10 protein-coding genes, 1 tRNA gene and 1 pseudogene are annotated in these 19,350 nt (G+C 35.7%); 8 read left to right on the forward strand and 4 right to left on the reverse strand.

The features are described from left to right. Positions 1–17 precede the first annotated feature (17 nt). From murC to QO182_RS05630, 8 genes are all read left to right on the forward strand, one after another. Positions 18–1,367, forward strand: a complete 1,350-nt coding sequence (gene murC, locus QO182_RS05595) for a UDP-N-acetylmuramate--L-alanine ligase (protein ID WP_371560375.1) — start codon at positions 18–20, stop codon at positions 1,365–1,367. After that, a complete protein-coding gene (locus QO182_RS05600; protein ID WP_371560376.1) occupies positions 1,354–2,076 on the forward strand; it encodes a cell division protein FtsQ/DivIB in 723 nt (240 codons plus the stop codon). Before murC ends, QO182_RS05600 begins: the two co-directional genes overlap by 14 nt. Positions 2,077–2,083: 7 nt before the next feature. Continuing rightward, a complete protein-coding gene (gene ftsA / locus QO182_RS05605; RefSeq protein ID WP_371535925.1) occupies positions 2,084–3,466 on the forward strand; it encodes a cell division protein FtsA in 1,383 nt (460 codons plus the stop codon). 59 nt (positions 3,467–3,525) lie between these two features. Next, positions 3,526–5,460, forward strand: a complete 1,935-nt coding sequence (gene ftsZ, locus QO182_RS05610) for a cell division protein FtsZ (protein ID WP_371560378.1) — start codon at positions 3,526–3,528, stop codon at positions 5,458–5,460. Between the two features lie 312 nt (positions 5,461–5,772). Then, the gene (locus QO182_RS05615) at positions 5,773–6,222 is read left to right on the forward strand and encodes a GatB/YqeY domain-containing protein (protein ID WP_371560380.1); all 450 of its coding nucleotides are present in this window, start codon (positions 5,773–5,775) and stop codon (positions 6,220–6,222) included. An 85-nt stretch (positions 6,223–6,307) separates the two neighbouring features. After that, positions 6,308–6,381: transfer RNA gene (locus QO182_RS05620), tRNA-Arg, on the forward strand. Between the two features lie 337 nt (positions 6,382–6,718). After that, positions 6,719–7,528 carry a zinc-dependent peptidase gene (locus QO182_RS05625; protein ID WP_371560382.1) on the forward strand — a complete coding sequence of 270 codons (810 nt, stop codon included), beginning with the start codon at positions 6,719–6,721 and terminating at the stop codon, positions 7,526–7,528. Positions 7,529–7,665: 137 nt separating this feature from the next. Next, entirely contained in the window at positions 7,666–8,097 is a 432-nt protein-coding gene (locus QO182_RS05630; RefSeq protein WP_371560384.1) for a CBS domain-containing protein, read from the forward strand. Positions 8,098–8,160: 63 nt separating this feature from the next. Here the strand turns inward: QO182_RS05630 and QO182_RS05635 are convergent. From QO182_RS05635 to QO182_RS05650, 4 genes and pseudogenes are all read right to left on the reverse strand, one after another. After that, positions 8,161–8,413: pseudogene (locus QO182_RS05635) on the reverse strand (ribulose-phosphate 3-epimerase); the annotation flags it as partial. A gap of 333 nt (positions 8,414–8,746) precedes the next feature. Next, positions 8,747–9,664, reverse strand: a complete 918-nt coding sequence (locus QO182_RS05640; RefSeq protein WP_371560386.1) for a hypothetical protein — start codon at positions 9,662–9,664, stop codon at positions 8,747–8,749. A 59-nt stretch (positions 9,665–9,723) separates the two neighbouring features. After that, positions 9,724–18,321, reverse strand: a complete 8,598-nt coding sequence (locus QO182_RS05645; RefSeq protein ID WP_371560388.1) for a LamG-like jellyroll fold domain-containing protein — start codon at positions 18,319–18,321, stop codon at positions 9,724–9,726. Between the two features lie 51 nt (positions 18,322–18,372). Continuing rightward, positions 18,373–19,269, reverse strand: a complete 897-nt coding sequence (locus QO182_RS05650) for a tail fiber protein (protein ID WP_371560391.1) — start codon at positions 19,267–19,269, stop codon at positions 18,373–18,375. Positions 19,270–19,350: the final 81 nt, after the last annotated feature.

Below are 19,350 nucleotides of genomic sequence, written 5' to 3' on the forward strand. Positions count from 1 at the left end.
AACAGATTTAAATCAATATGAATTTAAACCAAATACATAACGTCTACTTCATCGGTATCGGTGGCATCGGAATGAGTGCTTTGGCTCGCTATTTTAAAAATATAGGGAAACAAGTTGCTGGTTATGATAAAACTCCTACGACTCTAACAAAAGAGCTAATAGAAAGTGGTATAGCAATTCATTTTGAAGATAGTATTGATTTGGTTCCCAAAGATTATTTCGTCGAAAACACTTTGGTCATTATTACGCCTGCTGTTCCAGGAACACATTCAGAATGGAACTATTTTGTAGAGCGGGAATATCATATTAAGAAAAGAGCCGAAGTTTTAGGGATAATTACAAAAGATACATTTTGTTTTGCAGTTGCGGGAACGCATGGAAAAACAACAACGTCGAGTATTTTAGGTCATATTCTATATGATAGTGGTGCAGATGTTACTTCTTTTATTGGGGGAATAGTCGAAAATTATAATTCGAATTTAATAGGTGACGGTAAAACAGTTACAGTCGTAGAAGCTGATGAATTTGATCGTTCTTTTTTGCATTTACATCCTAATATTGCCTGTATTACATCAATGGATGCAGACCATTTAGATATTTATGGGACTAGTGATGCGATTGAAGAGTCATTTGTAGAATTTGCTAATAAAGTAGAAGACAAAAGTAGGTTGTTTATAACGGAGGAACTGCCGTTAGAAGGTGTTACTGTAGCGGTGAATGAAGATGCAGTTTACAGTGCGGTAAATGTAAGAATTGACAACGGGAGTTATATTTTTGATGTAAAAACGCCAACTGAAACTTTAAAAGATTTCCGTTTTGGTTTGCCTGGAAAACATAATTTGATGAACGCATTAATGGCTATCGCAATGGCGATAAATTTCGGCACCCCAACCGATGCGATTGCAATAGCCTTGGCTTCATTCAAAGGGATAAGAAGACGATTTTCTTATCAGATAAAAACAGATGATTTAGTATATATAGATGATTATGCACATCATCCCACGGAGATTAATGCGGTATATCAAGCAGTGAGAGAATTGTATTCTACTAAGAAAGTTCTTGCGATTTTTCAGCCCCATTTGTTTAGTAGAACAAAGGATTTTGCTGATGATTTTGCTAAAAGTTTGTCTCAGTTTGACGAGCTTTTGTTGATGGATATTTATCCGGCTCGTGAATTACCAATGGAAGGAATAACATCGGAATGGTTATTGAGTAAGGTGGATAGTCAAAAGAAGAAATTAGTTACAAAAGAGAATATGATCGAAGCTATTCTGGAAAGTGATGCTGAGGTAATCGTGACTATAGGAGCAGGTGATATTGGTGAATTAGTAGGGTCAATTAAAAAAGCGCTAAATGAAAATATTTAACTGGACAAATACGAGACTAGTGCTCATGATTGGGGTTGTAATTTTCCTTTTTTCATTTACAGCAAATCGAAATGAGAATAGAAAACTTACTAAATCTGTCGTTGTTTTTGTTGGAGATAATGCTCTTTTTGTAAAAAGAGAAACGGTTAATAAATTGTTAATAGAAAATAAAGAGAATGCTTCAAGCATTGGAAAAGATAAATTAGATTTGAATAAGCTAGAGAGAAGACTGAATTCAAATGAGATGATTGAGAAATCAGATGTATTTGTGAGTATTGATGGTGTTCTAAAAGCAGTAGTAAAACAAAAGACTCCGGTGGCGCGGGTTTTGGATGGGAATGGCTCTTTTTACATTGATTACGAGGGTGGTGTAATGCCATTGTCAACTAATTTTACGGCCAGAGTTCCACTTGTTTCGGGGGAGATTAATATAAAAAATAGCGAAAAATATGCCCAGTTATTTCGGTTAATTTATGACGATGATTTTTTGAAAAAAAACATCATTGCTGTTCAAATTATGCCTGGCGGGAGGTTGAAAATGTTGAATAGGAATTATAATTATGAAATTGACTTTGGAAATTCCTCAGATATGGAGCAAAAATTTAATGATTATAAAGCATTTTTTCAAAAAGCAGTTTTAGACAGTTCGTTGTATAAGTATAAAAAAATTGACCTGAGATTTACAAAACAAGTAGTTTGCACTAAATAAATAGATAATGGAAAAAGAGAATGTTGCAGTGGGTCTAGATATTGGGACTACAAAAATCGTTGCCATGATAGGCAAGAAAAATGAATATGGTAAATTGGAGATTCTAGGAGTTGGTAAATCTAAAAGTTTAGGTGTTGCCAGAGGAGTGGTAAATAATATTACACAAACCATTCAATCAATCCAACAAGCAATTCAAGAAGCTGAGAATAATTCAGGTTATAAAATTAAGGATGTTGTAGTAGGTATTGCAGGTCAACACATACGCAGTATTCAGCATACGGATTATATCAGTAGAAATAATCCTGAAGAAGTGATAGGAGGAGCTGATATTCAACTTCTAATTGATCAAGTGAATAAATTGGCCATGTTGCCAGGGGAAGAAATAATTCATGTATTACCTCAAGAATTTAAAATTGATGGTCAATCTGAAATCAAAGAGCCTATAGGAATGTACGGCGGAAGATTAGAATCTAGTTTTCACGTTGTAGTAGGACAAGCATCATCAATTAGAAATGTGGGGCGTTGTATCCAAAGTTCAGGAATTGAATTGTCCGGATTGACATTGGAACCATTAGCATCTTCTGACGCTGTATTGAGTCAAGAAGAAAAAGAAGCTGGAGTTGCCTTAATCGATATTGGTGGAGGAACAACAGATTTAGCTATTTTTAAAGACGGAATTATACGCCATACGGCAGTAATCCCTTTTGGAGGAAATGTGATTTCTGATGATATAAAAGAAGGATGTTCAATCATCGAAAAACAAGCAGAATTATTAAAAGTAAAATTTGGTTCAGCTTGGCCTGGTGAAAATAGAGATAACGAAATTGTTTCTATTCCTGGATTAAGAGGAAGGGAGCCAAAAGAAATTTCTTTAAAAAACTTGTCAAAAATAATTCACGCACGTGTTGTGGAGATTGTGGAGCAAGTTTTTACGGAAATCAAAGCGTATGGACATGAAGACCCTCGCAAGAAATTAATTGCAGGAATCGTTCTTACAGGTGGTGGTGCGCAGTTGAAACATATTAAACAGTTAGTAGAATACATTACAGGGATGGATACCAGAATAGGATATCCAAACGAGCATTTAGCTGGTGACTCTGACGAAGAATTCTCTAGCCCATTATATGCAACAGCAGTAGGACTAGTAATGAACAGCATTGAGAATAAAACACAAAGTGCAGTTAGAATGGATGAGATAGCTCCACCAAAAGCAGCGGTTTATCGCGCTCCTGTTGTTGAAAGTTATGATAGAAGAGAAGAAGAGGAAGAGGAAGAGGTTCAAACAAGAACTAAAGCGAATAAAGAAGAATCTACTGGAGACAAAATAAAAAGATCATTTTTTGATCGTTATGTTGACAAGATTAAAGATTTTTTAGATAACGCAGAATAAGGGCATCGACCCAAAGAAAAAATACAACAATTAATAATTAATATCAAAAACCAAATAAAATGATGAGCAACTCAGAATTTGGAAGTATTTCATTTGATTTACCAAAAAACCAATCAAATGTAATCAAAGTAATTGGTGTAGGTGGAGGCGGAAGCAACGCTATAAACCACATGTTTAAACAAGGAATTAAAGGAGTAGACTTTATTGTTTGTAATACTGATTCTCAGGCATTACAAAGCAGTTCAGTTCCTAATAAAATTCAGCTAGGTGTGAACTTAACTGAAGGACTTGGTGCAGGAGCAAATCCTGACGTGGGTCAACAATCAGCTATAGAAAGTATCGCTGAAATCGAAAAGATGTTGGATCGCAATACCAAGATGGTTTTTATCACTGCAGGAATGGGTGGTGGTACCGGGACAGGTGCTGCGCCAGTAATTGCACAATTAGCTAAAGAAAGAGAAATTCTTACTGTAGGTATTGTAACACTTCCATTCTTATTTGAAGGTAAAGTTCGTCAAGAGCAAGCTAAAATAGGAATCGAGAAACTACGCAAACAAGTAGACTCTTTAATTGTTATCAACAATAATAAATTAAGAGAAGTATACGGAAATCTTGGTTTCAAAGCTGGGTTTTCAAAAGCGGATGAGGTTTTGGCTACTGCGTCCAGAGGAATTGCAGAAGTTATAACACATCACTATACTCAAAACATCGATTTACGTGATGCTAAGACAGTTTTGTCTAATAGCGGAACTGCGATAATGGGATCGGCTGTTTCCGAAGGTGAAAACAGAGCCAAAGAGGCGATTGTGTCTGCTTTAGATTCTCCTTTACTAAATGATAATAAAATCACTGGTGCCAAAAACGTATTGTTGCTCATCGTTTCAGGTTCTAATGAAATCACTTTAGATGAAATAGGGGAAATTAATGACCATATTCAAAATGAAGCGGGTCACAATGCCAATATTATTATGGGTGTTGGTGAAGACGAAACATTGGGTGATGCCATTGCAGTTACTATTATCGCTACTGGATTTGATATTGAACAACAAAACGGAATTGTAAATACAGAGCCAAAAAAAATAATTCATACATTAGAGGATGAGCAAAGAAGTGTTCATAATCTATCACAGAATACAGTAGCGGCATTTGATTTAAATGCTGAGAAAACGGTTTCAAATTCTGATGATAGAGTTGTTTTTGATTTAGTAGAAGACGATGAAACTCCAGAAGCTATTGTTCCTGTTGCAGGAAACGAAGACTTAATGGCAATGTCTGAGTTTATTAAGAACTTAGATGTTACATTCGAAATCGTTTCTCCTATTAAGGATATTGATTTCACTTTTACTTCTCCAAAAGCGGCAGAAGTAAAAGAAGTACAACAGCCTAAAGCGGTAGAAAGACAAGAACAAACTACTTTCTCTTTTGATTTGCCAATACACAAACCTGAACCAGTACAAAAAGTGGAAGAGGATAAAGTATTGTTTGAAGTGACTAACGAAACACGTGAGATTAAGGTAAATCAACCAGTTCAATTTGTGCCTGTGACTGAAGTAACAGACAAAGGAATTATCAAATATTCTCTTGAAGAGTATATGGACGCTGAGGATAATTTTTCGACATCTAAACCAGTAGCAAAAGTAGTGGAAGAAGTCATTCCTGCAGAGTTAAATATTACAATGAAGCAAGTTGATAAGACTACAGAGGCGCCTTCTAGATTCGAGGAAATTTCTCCTATGGAAATGACAATTGAAGAAACTTTGAAGCTTAGAGCTGATGAGAGAAGAAAGAAACTAAAAGAATTCAATTATAAGTTTCATAACAATGTTTCTAAAATTGATGAGTACGAAAAAGAACCTGCCTATAAAAGATTAGGGATAGATATTTCAAATACACAGTCAAACAATACAAATTCGAGAATCTCAGTTGGGACTGATAGCAACAACGATTTACAGTTGCGTTCTAACAACTCTTTTTTACATGACAATGTAGATTAACATTCACATAAACCAATATGATTTAACCCGAAAATTGAATTTAATTTTCGGGTTATTTTTTTTATCTTCGCACACACAATGTGGGGTTTTATTTTATGAGCCTAAATCCTGCTGTCGTTTCAAGCTTTTTCTCAAAAATGCTTTTTTCAAAGTCCTTAAAAGAGCTTCCTTTGGTCGCTTTTTAAGTTCAAGAAAAAACGCAATTTCTCATAAAAGGCTTTTCACTACCATCAGGGGCAAATGAAAAAAGCTTTTTGCGCAAATCACTAATAAGTAAACTAAGCAGCATTGCTTAATCAAATAAAAACAAAAATGAGTTTATCAGTACAAATCATGGACGATATTAAAACTGCCATGAGAGCTAAAGACACAGTAGCTTTAGAAGCTTTAAGAGCGATTAAATCTGAAATTCTTTTAGCTCAGACAGCTTCAGGTTCAAAAGAAGAAATCTCGTCAGCAGACGAGATTAAATTACTTCAAAGATTAGTAAAAACCCGTAAGGACAGTGCTAAAATTTTCACGGAGCAAAACCGTATGGATTTAGCTGAACCAGAATTGGCACAAATCGCAGTAATTGAGAAATTCTTACCCGCGCAATTGAGCGAAGCAGAAGTTGAAGTAGTAATTGCAAAAATCATTGCTGAAACAGGTGCTTCAGGAATTGCTTCTATGGGTAAAGTGATGGGATTAGCGTCAGCTCAACTTGGAGGAACTGCCGAGGGAAAAACAATCTCTGCAATTGTAAAGAAACTTTTAGTTTAAGATATAGTTGCTGAATTTGGAAAATAGGTTCAAAGATTTTAGTTCTAAAATCGAGATTTGTTAATCCAAAATCAGCAATTTATTAGGCTGCGTAGTTCAACTGGATAGAATATCAGATTTCGACTCTGAGGGTTGCAGGTTCGAACCCTGTCGCGGCCACATTTAACAACACAAACTCTTTATTAGTAAAGGTTTGTGTTTTTTTTTTGTTTTTAGAACTTGCCAAACTATTTTAGTAATGTATTCTATTTGTGCCACTGTTTAGAGTCTTTAAAAAAGTTTGTAAATGCATGATTTATTGATTATTAAGTTTGTTTTTTTGTTATTTCAGTGGAGTTATTTAAGATGTCTGTTAAGTGGTTAAGGGTGCAGGTTTAAATCCTTTCGTGGCCAATAAAATGAAAGTAACATTTGAAAGATAAGTTTTACCATTTTGTTGCTTATTTGTTTTTAAATATGATAGTTTTGAAGATGCAACACCACAAATAAAGTAAAGATGATTAGTGTTATTCAATTTTTTCTAATTGTTCTGCTTGGCATTATTGTCGTCATATTAATTGTCGAACCAGTATATGTGCTAATTTTTAATAAACCGCTTTATATTCATTGGTATCCGTTTAAGCGAAAACTTAATCCTGGACAGCGAGCTGTTTTAAGGAAAGAAAGTGTTTTTTACCAAAATTTATCGGCTAAGAAGAAGCTTTTTTTTGAGCATCGTACGGCTACTTTTATCGCTAAATACAAATTTTTTGGAAAAGGTGATTTTATTGTAACAGAGCATAGCAAAGTTGTAATCGCTGCTACATATGTAATGTTGACTTTTGGGATGCGACATTATCTGATTGCCGTTTTTAATAAAATAATTATTTATCCCGAACCTTATTTGTCTACAATACGTAATGAGTACCACAAGGGCGAATTTAATCCACGATTGAAAGCTGTGGTTTTCTCATGGAAAGACTTTCAGGAAGGATATTATTGCGATAATGACAATCTAAACTTAGGGATACATGAGTTTGCTCACGCTCTGTACTTTCATGGTTTGAAGAGTAGGGATCAAAGCGGTGTTGTTTTTTCGAGTACTTATGTTAAAATACAAGAATACTTAGTACAACCTAAGATACTGGAGCAGGTTATCTCCTCTAATTACTTCAGGATTTATGCTTATACAAACCAAGTGGAATTTTTGGCCGTGATTTTAGAACATTTCTTCGAAACACCTCACGTTTTCAAGAAAGAGTTCCCAGAGCTTTATAATTATGTTAGGGAGATGATTAATTTCGACGAAAAAAATTCTAATTCCTAAAATTCAGGTTTTTAGAAAGATATCTACACCCTTACTAATTGTGAAATTATTGATCGCTATCGATTTTTGATTGTGGCAGTTTGTTGTGATTTGCGTTTTTAGTTGTAAATTTAAGTTTAATTAAAAACGATGATGTCATGAAACAGAATGTACCAGTGTCCGTAATTATGACTAAAAATATAATTAAGCTGAATCTTTCGGATAATTTAACCAAAGCCGAGGCCTTATTTAAAAAGCATAATATTAGGCATATTCCAGTTGTTAATGAATACAAAATAGTAGGGTTACTCAGTTATACTGATTTGCTACGAGTGTCCTATGCTGATGCGGTCGATAACGAAGCACAGCATGTGGAGTCTATTGTATTTAATATGTTTTCTGTGGGACAGGTAATGGCCAAAGATATAATTGTGATTTCTCCAGAAACTACTATAAAAGAAGCTGCTGAAATCTTATCTAAAAATGAATTTCATGCATTGCCAGTGTGTGATAATGAGGCATTGGTTGGCATCGTTACTACAACAGATTTGATAAAATATTTAGTGGAGCAATACAAAGAAGAGATATAAAAGAAATTCCCGTGCTAAACTTCAAGCACGGGAATTATATTTGTTTTATAAAAAACCATTGTTTTAAATGGTTGTCAACTTTTTCAAATTGGCAATAGTTTCGGTAGGGTTTTCAGCCTTAAACACATAACTACAGGCTACTAGAACATCTGCTCCAGCTTCTACAAGTTGTTTTGCATTTTTATTGGTAACACCACCGTAAATGTCAATAATAGTATTGGCTCCTTTTCGCTTGCAATGTTCTATGTAAATAGGTACATGCTTCATAGTGTACGCATCAGATATTTGCTCCTAAGTCTGCAAAAGTTTTAATGTAACAGTTATACTGAACCCAGAAGGTTGAACAAGTTTATAATTAATTTTGATAATAATGAGCTCGATATTCTATCGTGCTCATTTCGTTTAAATCCATCAAGAATACTTCTTTTCTTTTAGTTTTCCGGCTAATAAAAGCCAATCAGTTATAATAAAAATAGTTTCCTGATTTTGATTAATGTCAAGGTTTTTAACTGAGAAAATTATTTCACTAATACAAAATCTCCTTGTGGGACACTTCTGCAGGGTAATGAATCTGCTTTGCATCCTGAGAATAAAAAAAGAACGATTAGGGCTCCGACAATCTTCAAGCTTTTTTTAATTTTTTTCATTGTTATTTTTCTTTTAATATAATGTTTATTAGCTTCCATTCATTCCCTATTGTTACTATATAAGAGTCCGTTTCAAGATCTGAAAAAAGAGCTTCTCCATTTGTAATCTGTTTGGTTAAAATCGTTTTCCCATTAGCTGTTAGTACCACTGAAGCACCTTCTTGTACAGATACCACTTTTATCACACCATCTATATCACAAACGGCATCTTTTTTATAGAACAAGGTTGGAGTAGCGGTTTGATTTATAACAACCGCATAATTACTCAGACTTGATTCATCTTCAGACAGGACTTCATATGTTATTGTTGAAGAATAATTATCTGTAATCTCCCCCGATTTTTGTACAATTCTGTTTTTCAACAATTTCGCACCTTTACTCAAGGTGAATACTGGTTTTAGCGCAGTTAAAGCGTAACTTTCATACAAGGTGATGTTGATCTTACCACTGTTAATAACTGATGAGACACTTTTAGTGTCCATAAAATCAAACGTTAGAATTTCGGACTTGTCATTAAGCGCAGGTTCTGCTATGCTGTAAGATTGAAATAGATTCCCTTTATGCTCATTTACTGTAAATACAACTTGTTTGCTAACCGTGGCAATTTTGTCGGTTGCACTATCGTACAGTTTAAAGCTTATGTTTTCTCCTTGTGTGTTTGAAAATACCGTCAGAAAAGCATAATAGGTTTTTTCATTTGCGACATAGGTAACACCACTTAATCCTCGACATGTAGCACCAACAAAGGCAGCTACTTTGTCTTTTGGATTCGTTAATTGTTTTCCATCCACATTAAGTTTTGCTACAAAGGTCATCGTATACTGATAATCATTTTCATTCACTGACCAAGTGGGTGCTTGTGCCCTCATGTTGGTAAACTGAAGTAACGCTAGTATAAAGCAAAAGACTATTTTTTTCATATTAAAGTTTTTTTTTCGTGTCATGAATTTTTAAATCAGCTTGTCACGGAATTTTTATTTTAGTGCTTTATTATTTTTTCGATTATCGTTTTGCCTGCGATTTGCAATTGAAGAAGATAAACACCACTTGGAATAGCGGGTTGTATTTTTAAAATGTTTTTTTCTGAATTTATTTTAAAAGTATTTTTATATACCATTTGACTGAGCATGTTGTAAATCATTAGTTCAGCATTGCCTTTCTCTTTGGTTTCAATTGCTATTTCAAGTTCGTGATAGAAAGGGTTGGGGAAGATGCTTATTTTCTCGTCCAACAGCTCAATTAGCACTGGATTAGAAAGACTACCTAATATAGCATCTGACGCAAAACTGATAGATTTAGTTGTAGCTTGTGCGCTGTTTCCATTTCCAATAAAGGCTCTCAGTGTTTCTGCTTGATTACCAAAAATAGTGATAAAAGCCAGATTGGTGCCTTCAATATTTTGAGTCGTAGCGTTTCCTCTTAATTGGCCATCCTCATTATAAAAAGTCAGATTTTCAAAGCCGTTGGGTAGTTTTACGACTGCACTCATGGTATTTGGAAATTGAGCATACTGATTGGTCAAAACCTCATTTTCTGTATCGCTTATTAATCCTTTGTTTTGAGCTATTTTTTTATTAGTTGCTCTGTTCAAGTATTCAGGATACGTCATCTTTTGTGCTACACTGGTGTTTAACATGTATCCTTCGCCCACTTTTAAATAAGTCAACGAACCTTTCCATCCTGTCGAGGGGCTGTAAATGGCAAATGCCGATTGTGATTTTATAAGGTCGCCATCACTCGCATTTAGGTTAGCTAACGCATCCGTTATTGGTGTGTTTTTAGAAACCACATAAGGGAGCCAGTTCCAATTTTGGTTTAAACTAAAAGACCAAGTATTTAAATCAACAGGGACGCCTTTCGTGTTTAACTTTTGAGCCGTCGATAATTTGATTTTGTACATGTTATTGGTTGAAATTCCTCCATTACTAGAAACAGTTCCTGACCATCCGCTTTGGGCTGAATTAGTTGTGTTAACCTCATAAGCATCAAATAGCGCTGGAGCATTTGACTTTATTAAGTCGGATGTTTTCAAAACAAGGTTTGACGTAAGCGCATTTAAATTACCAAATCGAGCATCGGTTACGTTAAAAGAAGTCCATGTCCAGCCTTGATTAAGGGCTAATTGTTGGCCAGTTACTGTTGTGTTATCAAAAATAGAAGGATTGGTATATGTTCCTGAAATTTGGTCAGGCACATAGGGAATAGCAAATTTACTGTCCATAGTGGCCTCTTTCAATTTTCCGTCAGAAGCATCCCAGATATAGAATGAAATCGTTTCACCATTAAATTCATTACTGTACACCGTTAGATAAACAAAATACTCTTTAAAACTTGCGTCATAAACGACACTAGTAACGCCACGAATTTCGCCGTTAACGGTGGCAACTACTTTATCGTAAAGATCATCTGTAAAAATGTTGTCTATTTTTACTTTTCCAATGATATTCATTGATTGACTAAATTTACTAGGATCTAAATCAAGAATTGGTTCTTTTTCTAATACCCTTAAGTCTATTTGCAACTTTTCGTTATAGCCATAACTAGTAGCTAAAGATAAAATGGTATTGTAATTTCCGATAGCCAAATTATTATCAACGGTCGCTTTGAGCGTTAGTTTTGTGTTTGGTGCAAGAGTTCCAGAGCTTGCAGTCAATGTTAACCAATAAGGCAACTCTATGTTGTACGGTTGTGTGGTTCCTCCTCTGTTAATAATGGTAATGTCAAAACTGAGGCTTTCATTGGCTCTTTTTACTAAATTAACAATGTCATTTTGCCCCTCTACAAACCATTTCATAGGGTTTTTATTAATTAACGCACTCCAGGTAACGGGCGATTGCTGCCTGTTATCTGCCATGTCATTAAGATTCGAAACGGTAATATAAGCCACTTTTCCTTCAATGCTTGCCCAATCGGTAATTTGAGGGTTCAAGGCTATTGCATCGCCGTTAATCACCGCATTTACCACAATTGATTCGGTAGGTCGAAGCGGTTTAATAGCGGGTGTTTCATCTGTAAAAGCAAGTGCGCTATTGTTTAATGAAGCATAAGTGCTTGTTTTTTCAAAAGTGTTTAGCGGATAGTAATATTTAGGCCCAGATGCAGTTGTAATATCCGGTTTATTAAAAGTGGAATAAAGTAGGAGTCCCGTACTTTTATAATCAATTTCATGATATTGATCCGCCTTTATTTGATCTGCATTACGAGCAGTTTCCCAAAGACACAATTCGTCTATCAAGCCCACATATTTTTGGTCTATGCTTGAAGAACTGATTTGTCCACGAGCTCCAATAAAGATAGTGGAAGAAGAAAATCCGCCTATATCCACACTAGCATAGGACTCTAGCTGATTCCCATCAATATACATTCTTACAGAACCATTTCTGGATAAACTTAATGCAATATGATGCCAGCTATTGTTGTTTACTTTTACATTACCAAATGAAAATGTTTTTGCTTCAGCACGTAATTCTAGGGTACCATTGGCATTCAAGCTTATCGCCCATTTGTTTCTAAATCCATTGCCTTCCAGAGCATCAGTATCATCTCCTTTACCGTTGGACAAAAGAGTTGCTGTAGCTGTTTGGTTGGTTTTCATCCAAAAAGAAAGTGTAGCATCTGTTTCTTTAGAAATAATTACTTTGGATGCCTCTGACAGGGTTAAGTAATTGCTTCCATTAAAAGCATAAGCGGTCCCTTTTGGGCTAATATCCCAGTTGGTATTAGCAATAACAAGGTGTTTGTATCGAGCCAAGTCATTAGCAAGTAATCCACTACCTTCATTTATTGGCCAATAACCTATCAGGTTCGTTTCGTTACCATTTAAGGAGCTGTTCATATTGGCTACAGAAGCTTCTCTGCTAATATTGCTTTTCCAAAATCGTATATCGTGAAGATTCCCTTTGAAAGTGTTTCCTCCAAAGATAATAGGGTTCTCATTCGTGAAACTTAATTTTGCGTCAAGCGTTTTTGTTGCTTTTTCTTTGTCATTCTCTATGACGGTTAGCTTTTTCGCCGTAGCATCATAAGAAAGTGCATAATGATTAAATGTATTGTCTTTTGCGATAGTTGTACTAATACTTTGACCGCCAATAGTGTATTTTAAACTGCTGTCTATTAATTCTACTTTGATTCCAGAATCTTGGGTTAATAAGGTTGAAGTTCCAGCAAGACTGCTGTTTTTTAACCAAAACTCGATACTAAAATCGCCAGTGGTAATAGCAGGTTTATTTATGGTTGCCGTATTGTTTGAACCGTTAAAAGCGAGTGATACTTCATGTGCCGAAGGACTCTGGTTTTTTTGGATCAAAAATTCAAATTTAGTTACAGTGCCATTGGTTTTAATAGGCTCATTAAATCGTAAAGTTAAATCATCTCCCAAACCTAAGATTCCGTTTTTTGGAGTTGGTGTGCCAAAAAGTACCGGAGCGGTAAGAGCAACCTGTCCTTCTATGATTTTAGATTCGAAGGCAGTTTGGTTATTACAACTAGTGCGAGCTCTTAACTCATAGTTTCCATTGGCTAAACCCAGTGCAGCAATGTCCCAAGCATAATTTAATTCGGTACCAACAATCAATTCTATATTGGTATCTCCACCAGTATAAGCAATAGTGTAATCTTGCTGCGTTTTATAAAATGTTCTTAAACCAATCCAATCTGGTGTACCTTTTAATCGGTACTCTAAATTGATTTTTTGGAAACTGGCAAAACTGGTGTTGAAATCTCCTAACTTGATATTGATAGGTTTAGTAGTTGTCGTAGTAAATGCTGTATTCCTGTTCAATAACCAGTTGTTCGATGGAGATATAATAGCTACTGGAGAACAAGCAGGGACAAAATTAGCCGACACGAGCACATTAGCTGTGGCATTTTCGTCACAAAGAGATTCTAGAGACACTTTGATATTTTTATAGTCAAACTGATCTTGTTTAACTTTCTTGAGTGTCATGGTGTATGAAACCGTTTTTCCAGCTGGAATATTGATAAAAGTTCCATTAGGCTCAATATTGATTTCAGCATTGTCTGGGTTGCTTGCTTGATCTACTACTAATTTAAAAGTAGCATCTTTATTTGCCGTGCTAGTATTACGAAGCTGGAGTATAAATTCGGCATTTCTACCATCATATATGCCAGCAACATCGGATGCGACTACTGTTATTTCAGGTTTTTCTAAAGCAATTGTGGCTACCGTCAAAGGCACACGAGAAGTTTCAGGCAAATCTATAATTGTAGCTGAAGGATTGGTGACATTGGGGTGGGTAGGATTGTAAAAATAAGTGAGTGCTGCTCCTTCATAAGGGCATGAGGTTTGTCCACCTTTAGTGATAAAAACAGGTCCATTGCCATCAAATGCATTGATTACATCAACACTAAATATATTGTTAATGTCATGGTCTTTTAGCGTATAGCTGATGTTTGTGGTTTCGTCACTGCTATCTTCAGAGGAACTGCCATTTCCAGAACCGCTGCTCGTACTGCTTTCCATGCCAAAACCAGTTTCGTTAAAAGTAGCACCTACAGATGCAACAACCGAAGCGTCTAGCTGTAATTCATAAGAATAGGAACTGCTGCTTAAACGTCCAATTTCAAAACTTTTGGTCAGTTCGCCAATACCAGAATCAAAAGAAATGTTTTCATAAAAAGTCTTATTTAATAAATCTTTAAGCTGCTTAGCTGAGTCGGATAAAGTTTTGGTAACCGGGTCTTTTAAACTTTCTATAATGGAATTTAATGATGCTTTTAGTTTGTCTTTATCTTTAAGCGCTTGGTATTTTGTTAATTCATTATTCAGAATTATTTTTCTCCAAAGATTGATTGACGATTTATAAGCACTTTTGCTAAGCACACCATTCTGGTTTTCAACCAAAGCACCAGATTCAATTTGGCTAACAATATCTAAATACTGAGGTATAATTTCATTCAAGATATGATGTTGCGTGTACATAAACACGGTCTTTTCTGGCGATTCATTAAAGTACATCGCTTTATTTACTTTAGGGTATAATTTTGTGGCATTTGATGCCGTTCCAGATGCGTAGGCAACCAAAATTGGTGTTGAATTAACTGTAGTTGAGGTTACTAATTCGTTATAGGTTCCATAAAATTGATTCGCTGACGATCCGATATACAAATCTGCATCACCTCCAACCCAATCCGCTTCATCATTTGTAGAAATCGTTTGATTAAAGCTATAGGTAGTGGATACACTTTTTCCATTGGTGGAAGTTTGTTCGGTACTTATCCCGGTAGTTAAATCGTTGGTGCTTTCTGTTTCCATTACAGGTCCAGCCAAGCCTCCTCCTAAACTCATTTTAAATCCGAGAGAAATAGTAGTATTCAAATCGGTACCATTACTTGAACTGGATGTGTTTTCTTTCGAAAAACTGAAAGAAGATCCCTTTTCAATAGTGGCAGAACTGCCCGAACCTGGAGGGTCTCTTAAAATAATATCCGGTAGTTGTGGACCTGCGGTAACAAAGGTTTGCGAACCATCGGCAACGCCTCCCATCACAATACCATCACTTTTATAACCCGTAAGAGGATAATCCACGCCGTTGGATCGGTATTTTAAATCTAGGGTTCTTTTAAAATTGCTTGCCGCATCAGTGTTAGGTGTTCCTCCTTTAAAGGTGTATATCAATATACTAGGATCAGTGGCCGAAACCACTAATTTTTCACTGTTTTCTAAAGCAAGATTATTGGTTACAATTAATGTTCCACCTTCTACTGGAACCGTGTTCACAACGGGTGACGTTACACTTTTATCATAGTTATAATACAACTCCTGACCTTGAACCTGAATGCTGTAATCGCCAAATTGGGTATAAATTGGCGTGGTTTGCTGCGCTGTTATGTTGAAAGTAGTACCGCCGGAAAGGATCGTTTTGTCAGATGTTTGGCTTAATACCTTTTGTGTTGGTTTTGCGATATACGTAAATTTCAATACTTCCTGATAAGGTTGCCCAATAATGGTATCTTTTCCTTGAACAAACTTTGGATATTGTACCCCTTTTATTGAAGTGAAATTAATGTTTCTATCAGCATCCAAAAGTAGCGTGTTGTTTGGGTTTCTACCACTGGTAAAGGTCAAATCATTTTTAGAGAGCATGTAGCTTAAGGGTAATAAAGAAACACGGTATTCACCTGTATCTACATTGGTTAGAAAGGTAGATTTATATTCTGGTGTAACACTGGTTGCGCCAGTTGGTAAGTAACCAAGAGTTAGTTGTGCTTTACCAATATTGTTTTCAGAAGTGTAAATTGTGGTTCTACTAATGTTGTCTGCATCTTTATACGTATAGGTTTTCTTACCGTCATAACCAAAGCCAATTTTTTTATCAGCTTGCATCGTCCCTCCAACAACCCTACCGATCACTATAACTTTTGTGTTATCTATAAAAGTTATAGGTTCATCTCGATCTTCAAAAAAGTCTTGATACGTATTGCTATAATAGGTTACTCCACTTACTACCGAGCTTTCTTTAGCGGGATATCTTCCTTCGAAATCAAAAGTATGTCCGCTTTTAGTTAAACTAATGGCATGTTGGCCTATTGGCACTTGTAAGGTAAAGCGACCATTAATATCTGTTTGTACGGCTACATTATTTGCGTCAATAGCTTGCACATTATCAATACTTACAAAAGCACCAGGAACAGGTATTTGTGCATATCTATTTAATTTTGTGATTTTTCCTGTAGCATCTTTCTCGGCCCAATATTCTCCTTTTTGGTATTTTACAGTGCCTTTTATGTAGGCATTGTACACTTCATCGTCCTTAATGTCCCCTGTAATTGGAGCGTCAGAAGTAGTGGGGAAAACACCTCTACTGTCGTAAACGGCAATTCCTTTAAATACAAATGAAGATTTATCCGTAAAATCAACTCTATTTACTACCGTAGAACCAACACCTAAAAAGGCTAGTTGCTGAGTAGGATTGAATTCGTGTTTCCCTAAGGAAGGAACGATCGTAAATGAATCGCCATTACCGCTATAAGGCACTGCTGATATCACATAATTCCCAAATTCATCACTTACCCCAAGAACGCCCAATTGACTGCTAGTAGGGATATTGCTAGTATTGTTGTCAAAGCTTGGTGTTTGCGCAGTTGTCAATAAAGAATTGGTAAGTTTGGCATCATTCCCATGAAAGTTAAAACCAGTATGGGCCATGTCATACGCATAATCACCAATTTTCTCATTGGCACTAATATAGGTGTTCAGAAAAGCTTCGTTTCCGTTTAAATAACGACGATAATCTCGTTTGATTTGGGAAGAACTTAATGCTGTTTCCCACACCCTAAATTCATCTAGATAAGCGGTTTTTCCGCCACCCATTTTATAATGAATCCAAGTTTGTGGATGTCCACTAACCGATGTATTTAATTTGATTGTTGTATTTGAAGTTGTAAAAGCAGCGGTTGGGGGCTTACCCGTTAAGGTGTTTTGGGAAAAAATACTATTCATTTTAGCCACATAAGCTGCTGAGATTTCTCGTCCATTGATATAAAGTTCTGGTATTTTATTGTCTCTTATAACCGCGCTAAAATGAGTAAATGAAGTATTTATAGTAGTAATTGGTATTAAAATATCATCACCTTTATTATCGATTTCACCACTTGGCATATAATCACTCAAGGTAATGTTGTGATTTCCTAAGTAGACAGTAAGTATATTTTTACCTCCAACCAAAGCCATTTTAACTTTAAAGTCTAAATTTTCGGTGACATCACTTTCTAATCTGTATAAAGTTAATACATCATTATTAAAAGCAGTTTCAGGTTTTACCCATGTTTGTAAGCTAATGGAGTCTTTTAAACTTTTATTCAATCTCGGTACAGAAATATATCCCGCAGCTGGTACTTTTAACGAACTTCCAAAACTTAGTTTGCTGCCAGTTGGATTGGCAACAACCAAGACATCTTTTACTGGATTTCCACCAGTATAACTCACATTACCGGTGATGACGCCTGTTGGGTTTCTGTAGCCTATTCCTGTTATGTACGTGCTGTAAATAATTTCTAAACCGTCCACTTCAACTCCTTTTGCGGCTATTTTATAACGATATAATTTACCTCCTTCAATATTGGTATCTACAAATGTACCTGCATCTGCGGCTAGTGTTTTTAATGATTTCCCCCAATTTGGATTAGGACTGTCTATGTCTTCTGTGCGATAGACCGATATACTTATAATTTTTTCCCGGTTCATTTTTATATCCCAGTTGATTTCAATTCGATCACTGAAATAACCTTTAGAGACCGTAAAAGCATCCTCAGAAAAAGTATTGTATCGATACCGAATTCCCCAAGGAAAACCTAAATCTTTCGTGTAATTTTGTGTAGGGTTATTGGTATATGGCTTATCAGTCACCCCCATATAAGGCATTCCCACTTGTAAACTTACTCTTTGTATGGTAAATGTTTTGTCTACGCCATTTACCTTTCGCGTTAAGGTGAGATTGAGATTTTCTTTTTCAGAAGCTGCAGCACTAATTACAGTGGCAACCCCTTTTTGTTCTTGACCGAATAGCGTGCTATAGCTTAACAGCAGTAAGCATAGCACATAAATGTATTTCGTCATGTGTAGGTTTTATTAGGATAGTAAGAAATAGGAAAGCAAAGCCAATTAGGATTATATTTTGATAATATAGTTTACACCATAATTGATTGGGCGGGTTTCAGTAATTCCTGTGTTGCCTGTACTACCTGAAACAGAATGGTTGTGATTTCCATCACCTACTATTTGTTTAGATGAATATAGATTGGGTTCCGTCGTATTATTTGAAGTATCAGTGCTATTAGCCGTTGCTGCTCCATCATATTTTAAGGCTCTATTGTAGTCACTATTATTACTATGATCATGGAGGCCATTAGTACTAGTAGTCAGATTTACTGAGTGTAAATGCTGTCCTAAATCATCCTGTTGTACCGCTTTTAAAGCAGGTCCAACTTTACCACTTGCTGCTGTACCAGTTCCACGTAAAAACATTCCATTTAGGTTAGGCGTAGTCGTACTACCTAATAATGCTTTCAAATTAGCTGTATTTGCATTATCGGCAAAAGTACTTCCATTACAAAGCAACCAGCCATTAGGAGCTACAGTTCCTATAAAAGGCATTATAGAGCCAGTAGGTACCCCGTTTTGTGCAAAAATAGCATAAGGAACGGCTTGTAATTTTTCGTTCGAAAAGACCACGCTACCTTGCACCACTTTCAAATAAGCAGATTGGGTGTTGATTTGATTATATTGTAATTGGTCTATATCCAATACATACGAGAATACGCCAAAATTATCAGTTTTTACATTGGCGGTTTTAGTAAGAATAGTTTGCTCACTATTACCAGTACCTAAATAGTAAACGGTAAATACCAATGCCAGCTGATCTATGTTAGCTATTGCGGCATTGGTTTCGTCACGGGCAATTCCTTGGATAGACATTCCTGAAGAAGTTACATTCGTTTGAGCATTGACATTTGTAGTTAAAACAATAGCGATAAAAGCGAAGAGGGTTAGGTAGATTTTTTTCATGGGAGAAAAGAGGGTTTGATTATTTTTCAACAAATAACAATAATACTAGTATACAAACAACATCTTATCTTTACAAAACTT

It is taken from the genome of Flavobacterium sp. Arc2, from assembly GCF_041431385.1.
Lineage (GTDB): Bacteria > Bacteroidota > Bacteroidia > Flavobacteriales > Flavobacteriaceae > Flavobacterium.